The 15,082-nt window shown below is 60.4% G+C and carries 17 protein-coding genes; 9 read left to right on the top strand and 8 right to left on the bottom strand.

The features are described 5' to 3' along the window. The first annotated feature begins 62 nt into the window (after window positions 1–62). The 4 genes from ACIPLA_RS16825 to ACIPLA_RS16810 all read left to right on the top strand — a co-directional run bounded on the left by ACIPLA_RS16825 (window position 63) and on the right by ACIPLA_RS16810 (window position 3,323). Window positions 63–725 carry a class I SAM-dependent methyltransferase gene (locus ACIPLA_RS16825; protein WP_401174325.1) on the top strand — a complete coding sequence of 221 codons (663 nt, stop codon included), beginning with the start codon at window positions 63–65 and terminating at the stop codon, window positions 723–725. Window positions 726–848: 123 nt separating this feature from the next. After that, complete coding sequence (gene rnd / locus ACIPLA_RS16820) at window positions 849–1,982, top strand: ribonuclease D (protein WP_123499040.1); 1,134 nt, start codon at window positions 849–851, stop codon at window positions 1,980–1,982. Next, a complete protein-coding gene (locus ACIPLA_RS16815; protein WP_007898694.1) occupies window positions 1,979–2,272 on the top strand; it encodes a YcgL domain-containing protein in 294 nt (97 codons plus the stop codon). The genes rnd and ACIPLA_RS16815 overlap by 4 nt, the downstream gene beginning before the upstream one ends. A gap of 118 nt (window positions 2,273–2,390) precedes the next feature. Further along, complete coding sequence (locus tag ACIPLA_RS16810; protein ID WP_401174321.1) at window positions 2,391–3,323, top strand: D-2-hydroxyacid dehydrogenase; 933 nt, start codon at window positions 2,391–2,393, stop codon at window positions 3,321–3,323. Window positions 3,324–3,448: 125 nt separating this feature from the next. On the opposite strand, the gene ACIPLA_RS16805 is transcribed toward ACIPLA_RS16810, so the two are convergent. Further along, window positions 3,449–4,042 (bottom strand): nitroreductase family protein, encoded by a 594-nt coding sequence (locus ACIPLA_RS16805; protein WP_218398154.1) that lies wholly within the window; start codon window positions 4,040–4,042, stop codon window positions 3,449–3,451. Window positions 4,043–4,319: 277 nt separating this feature from the next. On the opposite strand from ACIPLA_RS16805, the gene ACIPLA_RS16800 reads away from it, so the two are divergent. After that, entirely contained in the window at window positions 4,320–4,769 is a 450-nt protein-coding gene (locus ACIPLA_RS16800) for a YcgN family cysteine cluster protein (RefSeq protein WP_218398152.1), read from the top strand. 254 nt (window positions 4,770–5,023) lie between these two features. Here ACIPLA_RS16800 and ACIPLA_RS16795 read toward each other — a convergent pair whose 3' ends face one another. From ACIPLA_RS16795 to ACIPLA_RS16780, 4 genes are all read right to left on the bottom strand, one after another. Then, window positions 5,024–5,401: a DUF2892 domain-containing protein gene (locus ACIPLA_RS16795; RefSeq protein WP_008073137.1), complete on the bottom strand. Its 378-nt coding sequence runs from the start codon at window positions 5,399–5,401 to the stop codon at window positions 5,024–5,026. A 92-nt stretch (window positions 5,402–5,493) separates the two neighbouring features. Then, on the bottom strand, window positions 5,494–5,964 hold the full coding sequence (locus ACIPLA_RS16790; RefSeq protein WP_007942196.1) for an RNA methyltransferase: 471 nt from the start codon (window positions 5,962–5,964) through the stop codon (window positions 5,494–5,496). Window positions 5,965–6,174: 210 nt separating this feature from the next. Next, window positions 6,175–6,546 carry a YajD family HNH nuclease gene (locus tag ACIPLA_RS16785; protein WP_007898702.1) on the bottom strand — a complete coding sequence of 124 codons (372 nt, stop codon included), beginning with the start codon at window positions 6,544–6,546 and terminating at the stop codon, window positions 6,175–6,177. Window positions 6,547–6,861: 315 nt separating this feature from the next. Next, window positions 6,862–7,548, bottom strand: a complete 687-nt coding sequence (locus tag ACIPLA_RS16780; RefSeq protein WP_401174316.1) for a spermidine synthase — start codon at window positions 7,546–7,548, stop codon at window positions 6,862–6,864. 96 nt (window positions 7,549–7,644) lie between these two features. On the opposite strand from ACIPLA_RS16780, the gene ACIPLA_RS16775 reads away from it, so the two are divergent. Next, entirely contained in the window at window positions 7,645–7,935 is a 291-nt protein-coding gene (locus ACIPLA_RS16775) for a hypothetical protein (RefSeq protein WP_063342779.1), read from the top strand. Between the two features lie 36 nt (window positions 7,936–7,971). Here the strand turns inward: ACIPLA_RS16775 and ACIPLA_RS16770 are convergent, their stop codons facing one another. After that, window positions 7,972–8,445 carry a cyclic nucleotide-binding domain-containing protein gene (locus ACIPLA_RS16770; protein WP_038979360.1) on the bottom strand — a complete coding sequence of 158 codons (474 nt, stop codon included), beginning with the start codon at window positions 8,443–8,445 and terminating at the stop codon, window positions 7,972–7,974. A gap of 194 nt (window positions 8,446–8,639) precedes the next feature. Beyond that, entirely contained in the window at window positions 8,640–10,694 is a 2,055-nt protein-coding gene (locus ACIPLA_RS16765; protein ID WP_401174312.1) for a S9 family peptidase, read from the bottom strand. Between the two features lie 216 nt (window positions 10,695–10,910). Between ACIPLA_RS16765 and ACIPLA_RS16760 the strand changes: the two genes are divergently transcribed. Genes ACIPLA_RS16760 through ACIPLA_RS16750 form a run of 3 tightly spaced genes read left to right on the top strand, consistent with a single transcriptional unit; the run spans window position 10,911 to window position 12,773 of the window. After that, window positions 10,911–11,408: an MFS transporter gene (locus ACIPLA_RS16760; RefSeq protein WP_123501092.1), complete on the top strand. Its 498-nt coding sequence runs from the start codon at window positions 10,911–10,913 to the stop codon at window positions 11,406–11,408. 32 nt (window positions 11,409–11,440) lie between these two features. Next, entirely contained in the window at window positions 11,441–12,217 is a 777-nt protein-coding gene (locus tag ACIPLA_RS16755) for a class II glutamine amidotransferase (protein WP_123501094.1), read from the top strand. 13 nt (window positions 12,218–12,230) lie between these two features. Next, a complete protein-coding gene (locus ACIPLA_RS16750) occupies window positions 12,231–12,773 on the top strand; it encodes a DUF2937 family protein (protein WP_008067554.1) in 543 nt (180 codons plus the stop codon). Window positions 12,774–12,966: 193 nt separating this feature from the next. Here ACIPLA_RS16750 and ACIPLA_RS16745 read toward each other — a convergent pair whose 3' ends face one another. Continuing rightward, window positions 12,967–15,078: a TonB-dependent receptor gene (locus tag ACIPLA_RS16745; protein ID WP_218398148.1), complete on the bottom strand. Its 2,112-nt coding sequence runs from the start codon at window positions 15,076–15,078 to the stop codon at window positions 12,967–12,969. Window positions 15,079–15,082: the final 4 nt, after the last annotated feature.

Below are 15,082 nucleotides of genomic sequence, written 5' to 3'. Positions count from 1 at the left end.
TTTTTTTCACGCGCCAGTCGTTAACCTGCCGCCAGTCAATATTCCAACAAGAGCCCTTGCACATGTCCGCGCTGCCCCCATCCGCCATCGAACTTGAGTTCGCCCGGCGCTATGACCAGGAACACGCCCGCGTCTGTCTTCAGTCGCGACCGCGTGGCCTGGCGGGGCGTTTGACGTTCTGGCGCGACGAGCAACTGGTGCGTAACGCGCTTCAGGTTGCTGGCGAACCGGGATTGATTCTTGATGTAGCCTGCGGTGTCGGGCGCTTCTGGTCGATACTGGCCGAGCATGCGAATCGAGTGATTCTTGCGAGCGATCCGTCTCAGGACATGCTCGATCATGCCCGTACCCACCATCCGCAACCCCTGCTGGAACGGGTCAAGACCTTTCAGAGTTCGGCCTTCACCATCGGTTTGTCGGCGAACGCGGTGGACTGCATTTTTTGCATGCAATTGTTTCAACATATCGCCAGTCCTGAGCATCGGTTGGCCCTGCTGGGCGAGTTCCATCGGGTCAGTCGCGATACGGTGATTGTGGCGGTGCGAGTCAATGCGCATTTCACGCTGCGCCGATCGGGTGTGGAAGGTGCACACGTCCAGCCACAGGCGAGCAAGGCCGAGCTTGAGGCCGAGTTCAGGCAGGCGGGTTTCCGCTTGCTCAGCCATCAGGACTTCTTGCCGGGTTGCGCGCGGATGCGGGTCTACGTGCTGCGTAAGACCAGCTAGCTCCCTCCTGTCAGACAATTCTTGCGATCCAGCAGGTATTTTCGCTAAAGCTCTTGTTCAGTGGAGGCGCGGAAATTGCCGGCGGCGATATATACTGCGCGCCATTCTTCAAGGGAGAGCCGTGTGGCCATCGATATTCACTGGATTCGCGACAACGATAGCCTCGGTCAGTTTTGCGCCGAGTGGCAGCAGCTGCCATTCGTTGCCCTCGACACCGAATTCATGCGGGTCGACACCTTTTACCCGATCGCAGGCCTGCTGCAGATCGGCGATGGCGTACGCGCTTACCTGATTGACCCACTGACCATCGACAACTGGCAGCCGCTGGCGGCGTTGCTGGAAAACCCGGCCGTGGTCAAAGTCGTGCATGCGTGCAGCGAAGACCTCGAAGTGCTGCTGCGTCTGACCGGCAGCCTGCCGGCGCCGTTGTTCGATACCCAACTGGCCGCCGCTTACCTGAACCTGGGTTTTTCCATGGGCTATTCGCGGCTGGTGCAGGAAGTGCTCGGCATCGATCTGCCCAAGGGCGAGACCCGTTCCGACTGGCTGCAACGTCCACTGTCCGATACCCAGATCAGCTACGCCGCCGAAGATGCCTTGCATCTGGCGGAAGTTTTCGTACAACTGCGTCCGAAGCTTTCTGACGATAAATACGCCTGGGTCCTGGAAGACGGTGCCGAGCTGGTGGCCAACCTGCGTCGCGAGGTCGACCCGTATGAGGTCTATCGCGATGCCAAACTGGCCTGGAAGCTGTCCCGCGCCCAACTCGCCGTATTGCGTGAGCTCTGTGCCTGGCGCGAGCGCGAAGCCCGCGCCCGTGATCTGCCGCGCAACCGCATCATCCGTGAACACTCCCTGTGGCCGTTGGCGCGCACGCAACCGGACAACCTCGGCGCGCTGGCGAAAATTGAAGACATGCACCCGCGTACCGTGCGTCAGGACGGCGAATTTCTGCTTGATCTGATCAAGCGCTCTGGCAGTGTGTCGCCTGATCAATGGCCGCCAGCAGTGCCGGAGCCGTTGCCGGTGGAAGCCGCCGCGCTGGTCAAACAGCTGCGCGCCATCGGCCAGGCCGAAGCCGAGCGTCTGAACATCGCCCCAGAACTGATGCTGCGCAAGAAAACCCTGGAAGCGCTGCTCAAGAGCGGTTTCCCCAATGGTCCTTACCAATTGCCTGATTCGCTGCGTGGCTGGCGCCGCGAATTGATGGGCCAGGCGCTGCTCGACAGCCTGGCCACCGCCGGAGAACAGCCTTGAAACGTATTTGCTCCATCTATCGAAGCCTGAAGAAAAACGAGATGTACCTCTATGTGCTCAAAAGCGATGCACTGGAGCGCGTTCCGGAAAGTCTGATGGCGGCCTTCGGCAAACCGCACCACGCTTTCGATCTGGTGCTGACGCCCGAGCGCAAGCTGTCGCGCGAAGACATCACCGTGGTGCTGGAAAACCTCGAAAAGCAGGGCTACCACCTGCAAATGCCGCCGGCCGAAGACGAATACATCGAACACCTTCCGGAAGAATTGCTGCGACGCAACGACCCGATGTAATCGAGACAGGCTCTGTTCAGAGCCTTTATGAAACACTGGAATGATTTTGGCGATGGCCAGGGCGATGGAGTGATACTCCGTCGGCGGCCGTCTGCACTGTTTTTGAAAGGTTTGAACCATGCGCGTTCTGATTGCTGAACACGACCACCCTGTGTATGCCCAACTGTTGCGTCAGGCAGCGCCTGATCTGGAAGTATTGACCAGCGGCGACTCCGCCGAACTGGCCCGTCAGGCCGCCGAGTGCCAGGTCTGGCTCGGCCAGCCGGACCTGCTGGCGACGCTGTTGCGTCAGGGCCACACGCCGGCATGGCTGCAGTCGACCTGGGCCGGCATCACGCCGTTGCTGGCCGACGGCCTGCCTCGGCACTATCGCCTGACTCGCGCGGTAGGGATTTTCGGTCAGGTCATGGCCGAATACGTACTGACTTACATGCTAGGCCACGAGCGCGAAGTACTGCCGCGGTTGGTGAGCCAGGTCGAGCGAAAGTGGGACAGTCGCCAGGGGCAAAGCCTGGCTGGACGCAAGGTGTTGATCGTCGGCACCGGTGACATCGGCCAGACCGTGGCGCAGTTCCTTGTGCCATTTGGCGTCGAGTTGTACGGCATCGCCAGCGAAGTCCGCGAGCAGGCGCCCTTTGTCGAAGTCGGCGCGCTGAGCGACTTGCCGCGACTGGTCGGCGAAGTGGATTACGTGATCAATCTGCTGCCGAACACCCCGAATACTCACGACCTGTACGACGCCGCGCTGTTCAAGCAGTTCAAGCCGACTGGGTTGTTCATCAACGTCGGGCGCGGCGTGGCGGTGGTCGATGCGGATCTGGTGGAAGCCTTGAAGGAAGGGCATCTGGCCGGGGCCGTGATCGACGTCTGCCGTCAGGAGCCGCTGCCACAACGCCATCCGTTCTGGACCGCGTGGGGCCTGCTGCTGACGGGGCACAGTTCGGCACCGACTTCGCCACCCATGATGGTGAAGTTGTTCGTCGAAAACCTGCGGGCGTATCAGGCGGGCGAAGCGTTGCGTGGGGAAGTGGATTTTTCACGCGGGTATTAAATCCACCACCCATTAAATGTGGGAGCGGGCTTGCTCGCGAAAGCGGTGTGTCAGTCACCTTGAGTATCGACTGACACACCGCTTTCGCGAGCAAGCCCGCTCCCACATTTGAACTTCATCGTTGGTTAGAGGGTGAAATCACCCTCGGCCGCCAACTCGCTCAGCGGACGGCGCGGGCTTGGCTCTTCGCGCGCTTGCAGGTAGTCCGCCAGCGTCGCCTTGTCGCCCAGCTTGCCGATCGCCACCGCCGCGTGCAGCGCATAGCCCTCAGGAATATTCAGCTCTTTACGGGTCAGCTCCTGATCGAAACCGGCCATGCCGTGGGTGTGCCAGCCACTGATGCTCGCTTGCAGCGCCAGGTGGCCCCAGGCCGAACCGGTGTCGAAGGTGTGCCATAGCGCTGGTGTTTCTTCGGTGGCGCCAGGTATCGCAAAAGTGGTTTTCGAGATCACGATCACCAGCGCCGAGGCGTGCTGCGCCCAGCTGCGGTTGAACTCGTTCAGCAGACCCAGATAACGCTCCCAGTTCGGCGTGTCGCGACGCGCGTACAGAAACCGCCAAGGCTGCGAGTTGTACGCCGATGGCGCCCAGCGTGCGGCTTCGAAGAAGCTCAGCAGGGTTTCGACGGGAATGGTTTCGCCGGTGAACGCGCGGGGCGACCAGCGATCAGTGAACTGAGGGTGAATGGCGTAGTCGGCAACGCGTGGGTTAGCACTCATCAAGAGATTCCTTTACGTTTGAAAGTGAGGGGCGTCTGAAACCTGCGGGCGCAGTTGAGCTGAGCGATGAGGTTTTTCGAGAGCCTGGGTAGTTCACCTGAATGCAACGCGGTTGAGCGTTAATGGCATTTGAGCATGGCCCCTTGCGACGGCAAAGCTGCTTGGCGACGCTAAAACTGACAAGTTCCGTTGTACCGGCAGTCGCCAATGCTTGGCCCGCCGGTGCCTTGGCACTAGACTGGCGGCCTTTTCACCACCTGATGTTGATGCTTGAGCCATGGCCGCCAAAGTCGAACCGTTCTGGATACGCAAAACCCTCGATCAACTCGATCAAGAGGAATGGGAATCGCTGTGCGATGGCTGTGGCCTGTGCTGCCTGCAAAAACTCGAGGACGAAGACGACAACGCCGTGTACTACACGCGTATCGCCTGCAAATTGCTCGACCTCAAAACCTGTCAGTGTACCGATTACCCCAACCGTCGCGACTCGGTGCCCGATTGCATTCAGCTCACGCCGGGCAAGGCCGATGAGTTCAAATGGCTGCCGCCGACCTGCGGTTATCGACTGGTCAGCGAAGGCAAGGATTTGCCGCTCTGGCATCATCTGGTGTGCGGTGATCGCGAGGCGGTGCATCACGAACGTATTTCCCAGTCCGGGCGCATGCTCGCCGAGGGCAGCGTGGCTGAAGAGGATTGGGAAGACCATCTGATTTTTCGCGCGGGTTAAGCGTCGCCGTTTAAATGGCAAGCAGGCCCGTGGTGTCTGGAGCCCGGCCGCCGACAAGGCCAGCCTGACCTACGCTACAGGAACTGGCGAGTCTTCCAGGGGGCTCGATACCGGGTTGCTTCAGTAGCACCGCCATCGCAGGCAAGCCTGCTCCCACAGGAATTGTGGTGTACACAACAGGTGTGAACACCGCCAATTACTGTGGGAGCGGGCTTGCCCGCGAAGAGGCCTTGAGCCTCTGCATTGATTTCGGATCAGACTCCAGCCTTCGGCGAGTTCAACGAATCATTTCCCGTCACGGTCGCCGTGCTGGTCGCTGCTTCTGCATTGGCTTTCATGCGGGCCAGCTCATCCCCGGCGCGTTCGATCCTCGCGCGTGCGTTTTCCATGTCCTGACGGTTCTTTTCCAACAGTCTTTTCGCCGAGCAATGCCCGGTGATTCCCCGCGCCAGGGCCATGCCGCCAATGGCTATTTCAATCAATCCGAACACGCCGCCGCGTCGCAGACCTTTGCTTAGCATGACCACACCACCCGCCAGGGAGCCGGCGCGTTCCCAACCATGAACGTTCTGTTCGGAAGGGCTCTGGAACGGGGTGGTTTCGATACGTTCTACAGGATTGAACTCGCGCATGATCGGTCTCCAGGCAGGGAAGGGTTGCTTCAGCAATAGATATTTAGCTGACTGCCTGGGCGAGCGGCTTGTTCCATCGAATATTCGGCACTTCAGCGGAATTTTGGCCCGGAGCGGGTGTTGTTGCCCTTGGCCATGCGGTCGTACAGCACAACGTTGACGGTGGCCGCCAGATTCATGCAGCCGGTGGTCGGGATGTAGACCACGTCTTCGCACCAGTCGCGGATTTCTTTATCCAGCGAACCGTCTTCGGGGCCGAAGATGTAGAGGGCGCGATCCGGGTGGGTGTATTCCGGCAGCGAGCGGGCACCGTCGACCAGTTCGACCGCGACCGGCACACAGCCAAGAGGCAGGATTTTCTTCAGGTCGTCGATACCGATCAGCGGAATGTCGTAGTGGACTTTCTTGGTGTCGGTGACGAAATCGGCAGCGCGTTCATAACGCTTGCCAGTGTAAAACACCGATGCCACGCCATAGCAACCGGCGGCGCGCATTACCGAACCGACGTTCTCCGGTGATTTGGGGTTGTACAAACCAATGCAGCTGTACCGTTTGTCTGCCACGAGCGGGGTGCCTTCGGGGAAAAAACGGCGATTATACGGGGATTGGGGGAGGGGGGGCAGTTTGGAGATTGGTGGTGATTGTTCGATCGCTTTCGCGAGCAAGCCCGCTCCCACATTGGATCTCGGGTGTTCACAAATATTATGTTCACCCGAGATCCAATGTGGGAGCGGGCTTGCTCGCGAAGGGGCCAGCGCAGGCACTGAAGATCTTTAATCTTCTTTCTTCATCAACCCCGCCAACGCCGCAAACGGGTTGTGCGTCGCCTTGGCAATCTTCGGCGTACTCAGCGAGCCTTCGTCGAAATACTGCTGATCGGTATAGCGCGAGTGTTCGTTGTCGTGGCAATACAGGCACAACAGTTCCCAGTTCGAGCCATCCTGAGGGTTGTTGTCGTGGTTGTGGTCGCGGTGATGCACGGTCAGTTCGCTCAGGCGTTTGCCGGAAAATTCACGGGCGCAGCGGCCGCACACGTGCGGGTACATCTTCAGGGCCTTGTCGCGGTAACCCATTTCCTTGTCGCGCTGGTTATCGGCGAGGATGCGGTCCAGCTTCGATGTGTTGGTTGGGGTGGACGAACTCATGGGTTCACCTTTGTAAAAAGACTAATGACGGTTATGACGTGAGTGTAGGGCCTGTCATCACTTATTTACTAGGCCGCGCCGGGTCTGCTGTGACGCAGGGCAAGGCGCGAGGAGCGTGGTTTGGTCATTCCAAACGAGCTCCGAGCAACGCAGCCCTGCGCCACAGCAGACCGGCCCTTCGGGTTGTGCCTGAAAACGAGCCAGGCTGCGTTGCAGTCCTTGGCAAGGGAGCGACCATTACCAGCGGACTGCGCCTTGCCTGGCTCGTTTTCAGGCGCAACGCGGCCTAGTAAATAAGTGATGACAGGCCCACGCTCAGCCCTTGAGCTTCTCGGCAATCCAGATGGTGTGGCGGGTGCCCTTGTTGCCATGGGCGAAGACTTGCACTTCCTCGGCCTTGAAGCCGGCCTTTTTCAGCTTGTCGGAAAACTGCCGGTCGGCGCTGGCCGACCACACCGCCAGCACGCCTTTTGGCCGCAAGGCCTTGGCACACGCGCTCAGGCCACCGGCGGAGTAGAGCCAGCTGTTGGCCTTCTGGGTCAGACCTTCGGGGCCGTTGTCGACGTCGAGCATGATCGCATCGAAACCTTGTGGCTCGGCTTGCAGCACCTTGGCCACGTCTTCCATACGGATCACCGTGCGCGGGTCGAACAGCGGGTTGCCGGCTTTTTCGCCCAGCGGCCCGCGATTCCACTCCACCACGCCGGGCACCAATTCGGCGACCACCACTTCAGCCGTCTTGCCCAAATGCTTGAGCGCCGAGGCGAGGGTGAAGCCCATGCCCAGGCCACCGATCAATACTCGCGAATTCGGCCGGCCGGCGACCTTGCGGCAGGGAATTTCGGCCAGGGCATCTTCGGAGCCGTGCATGCGAGTATTCATCAACTGCCCGCCGTCACCACCCTGAATCTTGATAACGAAGTCCTCGCCGTATTCGAACAGGCACAGGGCACCGCCGTTTTCAGGGATGGGGGTGGTGTCGAGCAGAACGAAACGTTTCATGGGGCGCTCTTGAGGAGAAATTGACAGATGGAGGAAGGCAAACACGCGCAGTTGGGAGTAGCCTGCAAAAAGACCACAAGGCCAACGGAGCCATTGATGAAGCGCACCATTCTAACGGTCATTGCCCTGGCCGCGCTCTCGATAACTGCAGTGCAGGCCCAGGAGCTGCAAACCATCCCCACCAGTCCCGCGCCGATACCCGGTTCACCCGGCACCGCCACTCCGACACCGTATCCGCAGATCACCCCGACCAGCGTGCCCAAGGCCGGTACCGGCAGTGGCGGGCCACCGCTGTTGCCGCCGATCGAAATGCCCAATCCACCCAAGGACCAGACCTTGCCGGGCCTTGAACCGAACACGACGAAAATCAAAACGCCGGGCGGTTAGTGTCTGCTTCACAAATAGTGTTTGTAAGACAGGACACTAAATCTGCTGCGAGAGTAGTTGCCCATCGGCCATGCGCAAGCGTTTGGAGAGGGAGACGGCGAGGGCGCGGATGATCTTGGCGGCGATTTTCGGCGCGTCGTTGAGCATCTTTTCCAGGGAATCCTTGCCCAGGTTGAGCAACTGGCAATTGCTCGCGGCCACGCAGCTGGCTGAGCGTCGTTCACCGTCGAGCACAGCCATTTCGCCGAACGCCCGACCGCTGCGCAAGGTGGCCATGGTCACCCGTTGCCCGTCGCTGTTGGTCTTCTGCACCGCGACCTGGCCGGTGTGGATGATGCACATGAAACTGCCGGCATCGCCCTCATGGAAAATCTCTTCACCTTCGGCGATGGTGCTGATGCTGAAGTAACCCGAAGCCGCCACGAAGTCTGCCGGCAACAGTTGATCGAACAGGCCGCAGTCCATCAGCCAGTCGCGAATTTCGTTGTTCAGTAAGGTCGGTTCTGACATGTCGTCACGGTCTTTTTCTTGTGTCTGTTGTGTTCCGGACACCGACTCCTTGTAGGAGCGAGGCTTGCCCGCGAAGAGGCCGTAACATACAACATCAATGTTGGCTGTGATAATGCCTTCGCGGGCAAGCCTCGCTCCTACAAGGGCTATGTCCGGCGTACTGGTGTTAAGACCGGTACACCGGGCCAAGTTCCTCAGGCGATGCCCAAAACCTTGAAAACAAATGCGTATTCGAGGGCTACGTCACGTAATCCTTGATAACGACCGCTCATGCCGCCATGCCCGGCGCCCAGTTCAGTCTTGAGCAGCAGGGGATTGGTGTCAGTTTTGGTCGCGCGCAATTTCGCCACCCACTTGGCCGCTTCCCAGTACTGCACGCGACTGTCGTTGTAACCGGCGATCACCAGCGTTGCCGGATAGGCTTGCGCGGTGACGTTTTCATACGGGGCGTAGGCCTTGATCCGATCATAGACGTCCGGCTCTTGCGGGTTGCCCCACTCGTCGTATTCGGTGACGGTCAGCGGCAGCTCCGGGTCGAGCATGGTGTTGAGCACGTCGACGAACGGCACTTCGGCTATCGCCGCACCGAACAGCTCCGGCCGCTGATTGAGTACTGCGCCAATCAACAGGCCACCGGCGCTGCCACCGCTGATCGCCAGCTGCGATGGGGTGGTGAAACCGTTGGCGATCAGGTGTTCGGCGCACGCGATGAAATCGCTGAAAGTGTTGTGTTTGTGTTCCTGCTTGCCGGCGCGGTACCAGGCTTCGCCCAGCTCACCGCCACCGCGTACATGGGCGATGGCAAACGCCATGCCGCGATCCAGCAGGCTCAGGCGCGCGTGGGAGAACCACGGGTCGAGGCTTTCGCCGTAGGCGCCGTAGCCGTACAGATAAAGCGGCGTCGGCTTGCCGAGGAACTCGCGCTTGACCACAAGGCTGATCGGCACTTGCGTACCGTCCGGTGCCGTCGCCCAAAGCCGCTGGCTGACGTATGCATCGGCGTCGAACGGGCCGAGCACCGGGGTTTCCTTGAGGACTTTCTGCTCGCCGGTGGTCAGAATCAGTTGGCGGATCTGCGCCGGACGGTTCAAGGCTTCGTAGCGCAGACGGATCCGGTCGCTGACAAATTCCAGGCTGTTCTGCACGTGCAGGCTGTAGGCCGCATCCGGTAATTGCACGCGATAGGGCACCAAGTCCCGTGGGCGGACTTCGATGATCGGCAGGCCACCTTCGCGCAGGCTCAGGGTCATGGCCTCGGCGTTCAGGCTCATGCCTTCGAGCATCACCGTGTCGCTGTGGGGAATCAGGTTCTGCCAGTCGGCTTCGGTCGGTGCGACGCCAGTGTCGGCGGCCTGGTACAGGGCGAAGTTGATGCCGTCGCGGTTGGTGCGGATCAGCCACGTCCACTCGCCATCGAGTTTGCCGTGGTCGACATCGTACTCATGCGCTTCGACCCTCGGCGCCAGGCAGGTAAAGGCCTGATGCGGCAGCGAGGCGTCGAGCACCCAGACTTCGCTGGTGGTCTTGCTGCCCAGCGACAACAGCAGTTGCCGTTCGGAGCTTGAGCGATAGCAATGCAGGAAGAATCGGCCGTCCGGCTCATGGAACACTTCTTCGGCCGCAGTGCCGTCCAGCCGATAGCGCAACAGTTTGTGCGGGCGATGGGTGTCGTCGAGTTCGCCGAAGAACAGCGTGAGGCTGTCGTTGGCCCAGGTCATGCTGCCGTCGCAGTTCTGGAACTCCAGCTCGCTGACGCGGCCGCTGGATAATTCCTTCACGAACAGCGTGTAAATCTCTTCGCCGCTGGAGTCGATGCTGTAGGCCAGACGCTGGTGGTCCGGGCTGATGCTGAACGCGCCCAGGGAAAAGAAGCCACCCTTGGCCAGCACGTTCGGATCAAGCAGCAGTAGTTCCTGGCTTTCGTCGATGTGCAGGCTGCCATCGGCCGGACGCGGGCAGCGGTAGTGGCGGGCATATTCGTCGCCGGCGGTGGTGCGCGTGTAATACAGGTAGGGACCCCAGGGCGAGGGCAGCGACAGGTCGGTTTCGAGAATCCGCCCCTTGATCTCTTCGAACAGGGTTTCACGCAGGCCGGCCTGATCGGCGGTTTGCGCCTCTTGATAGCGGTTTTCAGCTTTCAGGTAATCGAGCACCGCGTCGGTGTCGCGCTCCTGCAGCCAGGCATACGGGTCGCAACCGTCGGCCTTGTGGGCAATTGGAGCGCTGGTGACGTTGGCGGATAGGGGCATGAATGGCTCTCGAACAATGTACGGAATAAGGGCTTCGCAACCTGTGGGAGCGGGCTTGCTCGCGAAGGCGGTGAGTCAGGCAACATCAATGTCGAGTGATACTCCCTCTTCGCGAGCAAGCCCGCTCCCACATGGAATGCGCTTGACTCACTGGTATTGGGACAAGCCTGATGTGCGAAAAGTCGTTACTATAAGCGCCTCTTTGCCTGCCTTGCCATGGACACCATGACCGAGAACGACTATCTGATCGCTTGGGGCCTCTACGCCTTTGCCGCTTTAGGCTGCCTGTTGGTGTGGATGCGCATCACCCGCTGGATGTGGCGTTGGCTGCGTGAGCCGCTGCGGCTGCTGGTGGCGGTGTTGCTGTTCAGCCCGACCATCATCGACCCGGTGAAAGAAAAGGTCGCCCCGGCCATCGCCATTACGGCCCTCGACTTGCTGTTCAAGGTCGGCAACAACGCCTGGCGGGCGGTTTCTGATCTGTTCATGTACGGCATGATTGTCTTCGGCATTTACCTGGTGTTCGTGGCCATCCGTTTTCCCATCGAGCGCGCCTCCAACGCTCGCAAGGAACAGGCGGCTGCCGCCAAAGCAGCCGCGCGGGCCGACGAGCCTGACGACGATCAGCCTTTCGGCGGCGCCGGCGATGATCGTTACGGCCGGCCACCGGTGCCGAGCAATCCTCAGCGTTCGCGGGTCGAACCGCGCCTGTAACCGTGCCCCTGTACTGAATCGAGAGTCCGAGCATGTGTGAGTTATTGGGCATGAGCGCCAATGTCCCGACCGATATCGTGTTCAGCTTCACCGGGCTGATGCAGCGCGGCGGCCGCACCGGGCCGCACCGTGACGGTTGGGGCATCGCTTTTTATGAAGGCCGTGGCCTGCGGCTGTTCCAGGACCCGGCGGCGAGCAGCGAGTCGGAAGTGGCGAACCTGGTGCAGCGCTATCCGATCAAAAGCGAAGTGGTGATCGGGCACATCCGCCAGGCCAATGTCGGCAAGGTCTGCCTGTCCAACACCCACCCGTTCGTGCGCGAGCTGTGGGGGCGCAACTGGTGTTTCGCCCACAACGGCCAGTTGGCCGATTTCAACCCGACCGCCAGTTTTTACCGCCCCGTTGGTGATACCGACAGCGAAGCGGCGTTTTGCGATCTGCTCAATCGGGTACGCGCGGCGTTCCCCGAGCCGGTAGACATCGAAGCGCTGTTGCCGGACCTGGTGGCCGCCTGCGCCGAGTACCGCAGCAAAGGCGTGTTCAACTGCTTGCTTAGCGATGGCGACTGGCTGTTCTGCTACTGCTCGAGCAAATTGGCGCAGATCACCCGCCGAGCACCGTTCGGGCCGGCGCGGTTGAAGGACGTCGACGTGATCGTCGACTTCCAGGCCGAAACCACGCCCAACGACGTCGTCACGGTGATCGCCACAGAACCCTTGACCGAAAACGAAACCTGGACCCGTTACGAACCGGGCCAATGGAGCCTCTGGCGACGCGGTGAATGCGTCAGCCAGGGCAAGACCGAATAAGGATCTCTCCCCCATGTTGCTCAGTTATCTTCGGCTGGTGTTGTTCGCGGCAGGCCTGTTGATCGGTGTCCAGGTGCCTGGGTTTATCAGTGATTATGCCAAGCGGGTCGAGGCGCATCTGATCGAGGCGCAGACCGGTTTGAGCGGTTTTCAGGGCACCGCCAATCAGTTTTTCAAGGGCGATATGCAAGCGCTCGTGGCCCATTACCGTGCCAGTGAAGACCCGATCTTTCGCAGCGATGCCGACAGCCTGAGCACCTTGCTCACCCGTCAACTGGCCCTGGACAAGCAATTCCAGGCCATGCAGGGGCCGTGGTACATACGCGTCCTGCAAGTGGCACTGGCCGCCGACCCGGATATTCGCAAGGAAACCTGGAACGGCTACAGCTACCAGATCCTGCTGACGCCGGAAGCGATGATTTGGGGCATGAGCGGCGCGTTGCTGCTGTCGTTCGGCATTGAATGCCTGTTCCGGCTGATCGACTGGGTGGTGCTGGGCGGCAAGCGTTTGCGCCAGAGCCGGCCGATCGAAGACCGGGATGTGCGCGGGTTGTAACGCTGGAGCCAACTTGGCAGGCGACATGTGTGCCGGCAGATCGCTCGCTGGCGAGCCGCAAATGCCAGTCAGTCAAGGCTTTTCGTAGGAGCCAGGCTTGCCGGCGAAGGCGCTCTTAAGGACGCCTTCGCCGGCACGCCTGGCTCCTACATGTCTGATTGATCCTTAACTGTGGCAAACCGGCTCCTGTTTTTTACCAGTCGACCGAGTAGCTCATGCTCAGCGTGCGGCCTTCGGCGTTGGCGTATGGCGCTCTGGCGTTGGCTTGGGTGAACAGGTTCTGGTACGTGCGGTTGGTCAGGTTGTACACGCCGCCTTCAAGACGACCGACCGGCAGTTGCACGGAGCCGAGCAGGTCCACCAGCGTATAACCTTCGATCTCGCGCCCGTTGTTGTCCTTGGCGGCGGCGTCGTAACTGGACAAATGCATGCCTTGCAGGCGCAGGGTGTAGTCGTCTTCGGTGTAGCCGACGAACAGTGTGGTCTTGGCTGGTGAGATGCGCGTAGCCGGCAGATCGATCCATTTGCCGTTCTGCTCGGTCTCGCCTTTGGCCCAGGCATAAGTGCCACCCACCGACCAGTGATCGGTCGCGCGGTAGGTCAGGCTGTTTTCGATGCCGCGAACTCGCTCTTTCTGGTTGATCAGACGCAATACGCGATCATTGGCATCGTAGAACTGGGTCACGTCCGAGGTGTTTTCGTACACGGTGACATCGGCCTGCCACTGATCCCAGTTACCGCGCCAGCCCAGTTCATAACTGTCGACCTTGATGGCTTGGGCGTTGAGAGTCTGAATGTCGAAGGTGCTGCTGACATCACGCATGAAGCGCTGGATATCCGGTAGCGAAAACCCCTGGCTGTAATTGGCGAACACGTCCTGGTTTTCACTCAGGTGGTAGACCGCCCCCAGGTTGTACAGGGTGGCATCGTATTTGAGGGTGTCGCCAGGCAGCGTTGCGCGTACGCCGGTCTGGACGATCTGACCATAAGCGATGCTGTCGGAGACGTCGCTTTCGATCCATTCACGGCGCACACCGCCACGCAAAGTCCAGTCACCGATGTCCCAGGACATCTGCCCGAACAGCGACTTGGTGGTGGTTTCGATGTCCGGGCCCAGCTCGTAGGTGGTGCCGGTCTTGGTGTAGGTCAGGCCATTGAGCCTGTATTGATCACCTCGTTGGCGGGAGCGCTCATTATCATAGTCGGCGCCCCAGACCAGATTACCCGTGGCACTCCCGATCGCCGGCAGCGGCGTGTCGATGGCCGCGCGCAGGCCGTAGACATCTTGCACACTGTTGTTGTCGGAGATCCCGGCCCTTCCCCGAGACAGGTCTGGAAAGAACAGTGCATCGGCGCGGCGCCAGTAGCTTTCCAGTTGCAGGCCCTGACCGTAGAAGTCCTTGTCGGTGTAGTTGAGGTTGACCGCCTGGTTATGGGTATAGGGCTGGTCGTCGAGTTTCAGCCCTTTGACTGCCACGGCTTCCTGCCGGTTTGTCGGGTCTTTTGTGTAGCCAGTGTCCTGCTGGTCCTTGTAGTCCTGCAGCGACAGGCTGAGTTTTTTGTCGGCATCCAGTTCGTAACCGAAACGACCTTGCAGGTCATAGGTTTCGGTATCCATGTTGCTGCCCTGGGAAGTGTCCTGAGGGATGCGGTTGCCGTTGCCATCGTACTGATCGTTACGCTGAGTCAGGTCGGCGGAGACGTACCAGTCAAGAGCATCCTTGCGCCCCGTCGCACTCTGAAAGGCTTCGTAGGCGAAGCCTTTGCGGTTGAGGTTGTTGCCGCTGGTCAGGCCCAGTTTGCTGCTGTAGGCAATGTCCTGGCCCTGATTGCGCTTGGTGATGATGTTGATGATGCCGCCTGAAGCGCCGGCACCGTAGATGCTACTGGCGCCGGAGATCACTTCGATGCGTTCGATGCTGGCCGGGGCGATGCTGTTGAGCTGGCGGTAGTTGTCGCGCGTGGCGTTCTGCGATACGCCGTCGATCAACACCAGCATGTTGCGCCCGCGCAGGGTCTGACCGAAGTTGCTCATCCCGCCGCTGGACGGCGCAAGACCGGGGACCAATTGTCCGAGAATGTCGGAGACCCGGCGACCCGCGCCGCTCTGCTCACGGACCTGCTGTTCGTCGATAACCTGGACCGAGCCCGGAATCGAAGCAATGCTCGCTTCACTGCGAGTAGCGGAGACGACGGTGGGTTGCATGTTCAAGGTGCCGGGTTGCTGCTCGGTATCCTCGGCCCAGGTCTGGGCGCTGAAGGTACCGAGCAGCGGGATCAACAGAGAGAGTTTGGTTCGGATCATGACG

It is taken from the genome of Pseudomonas sp. NPDC086112 (assembly GCF_044746425.1).
Taxonomy (GTDB): domain Bacteria; phylum Pseudomonadota; class Gammaproteobacteria; order Pseudomonadales; family Pseudomonadaceae; genus Aquipseudomonas.
Note: the sequence above shows the minus strand (reverse complement) of the source record. Positions and strands in the feature narration are given on the sequence as shown.

Bases quoted from the DNA above. Each gene is read 5' to 3' on its own strand.
- ACIPLA_RS16825 (WP_401174325.1), top strand. From the start codon at position 63: ATGTCCGCGCTGCCCCCATCCGCCATCGAACTTGAGTTCGCCCGGCGC.
- ACIPLA_RS16810 (WP_401174321.1), top strand. From the start codon at position 2,391: ATGCGCGTTCTGATTGCTGAACACGACCACCCTGTGTATGCCCAACTG.
- ACIPLA_RS16805 (WP_218398154.1), bottom strand. From the start codon at position 4,042: ATGAGTGCTAACCCACGCGTTGCCGACTACGCCATTCACCCTCAGTTC.
- ACIPLA_RS16800 (WP_218398152.1), top strand. From the start codon at position 4,320: ATGGCCGCCAAAGTCGAACCGTTCTGGATACGCAAAACCCTCGATCAA.
- ACIPLA_RS16795 (WP_008073137.1), bottom strand. From the start codon at position 5,401: ATGCGCGAGTTCAATCCTGTAGAACGTATCGAAACCACCCCGTTCCAG.
- ACIPLA_RS16785 (WP_007898702.1), bottom strand. From the start codon at position 6,546: ATGAGTTCGTCCACCCCAACCAACACATCGAAGCTGGACCGCATCCTC.
- ACIPLA_RS16780 (WP_401174316.1), bottom strand. From the start codon at position 7,548: ATGAAACGTTTCGTTCTGCTCGACACCACCCCCATCCCTGAAAACGGC.
- ACIPLA_RS16775 (WP_063342779.1), top strand. From the start codon at position 7,645: ATGAAGCGCACCATTCTAACGGTCATTGCCCTGGCCGCGCTCTCGATA.
- ACIPLA_RS16770 (WP_038979360.1), bottom strand. From the start codon at position 8,445: ATGTCAGAACCGACCTTACTGAACAACGAAATTCGCGACTGGCTGATG.
- ACIPLA_RS16765 (WP_401174312.1), bottom strand. From the start codon at position 10,694: ATGCCCCTATCCGCCAACGTCACCAGCGCTCCAATTGCCCACAAGGCC.
- ACIPLA_RS16760 (WP_123501092.1), top strand. From the start codon at position 10,911: ATGGACACCATGACCGAGAACGACTATCTGATCGCTTGGGGCCTCTAC.
- ACIPLA_RS16755 (WP_123501094.1), top strand. From the start codon at position 11,441: ATGTGTGAGTTATTGGGCATGAGCGCCAATGTCCCGACCGATATCGTG.
- ACIPLA_RS16750 (WP_008067554.1), top strand. From the start codon at position 12,231: ATGTTGCTCAGTTATCTTCGGCTGGTGTTGTTCGCGGCAGGCCTGTTG.
- ACIPLA_RS16745 (WP_218398148.1), bottom strand. From the start codon at position 15,078: ATGATCCGAACCAAACTCTCTCTGTTGATCCCGCTGCTCGGTACCTTC.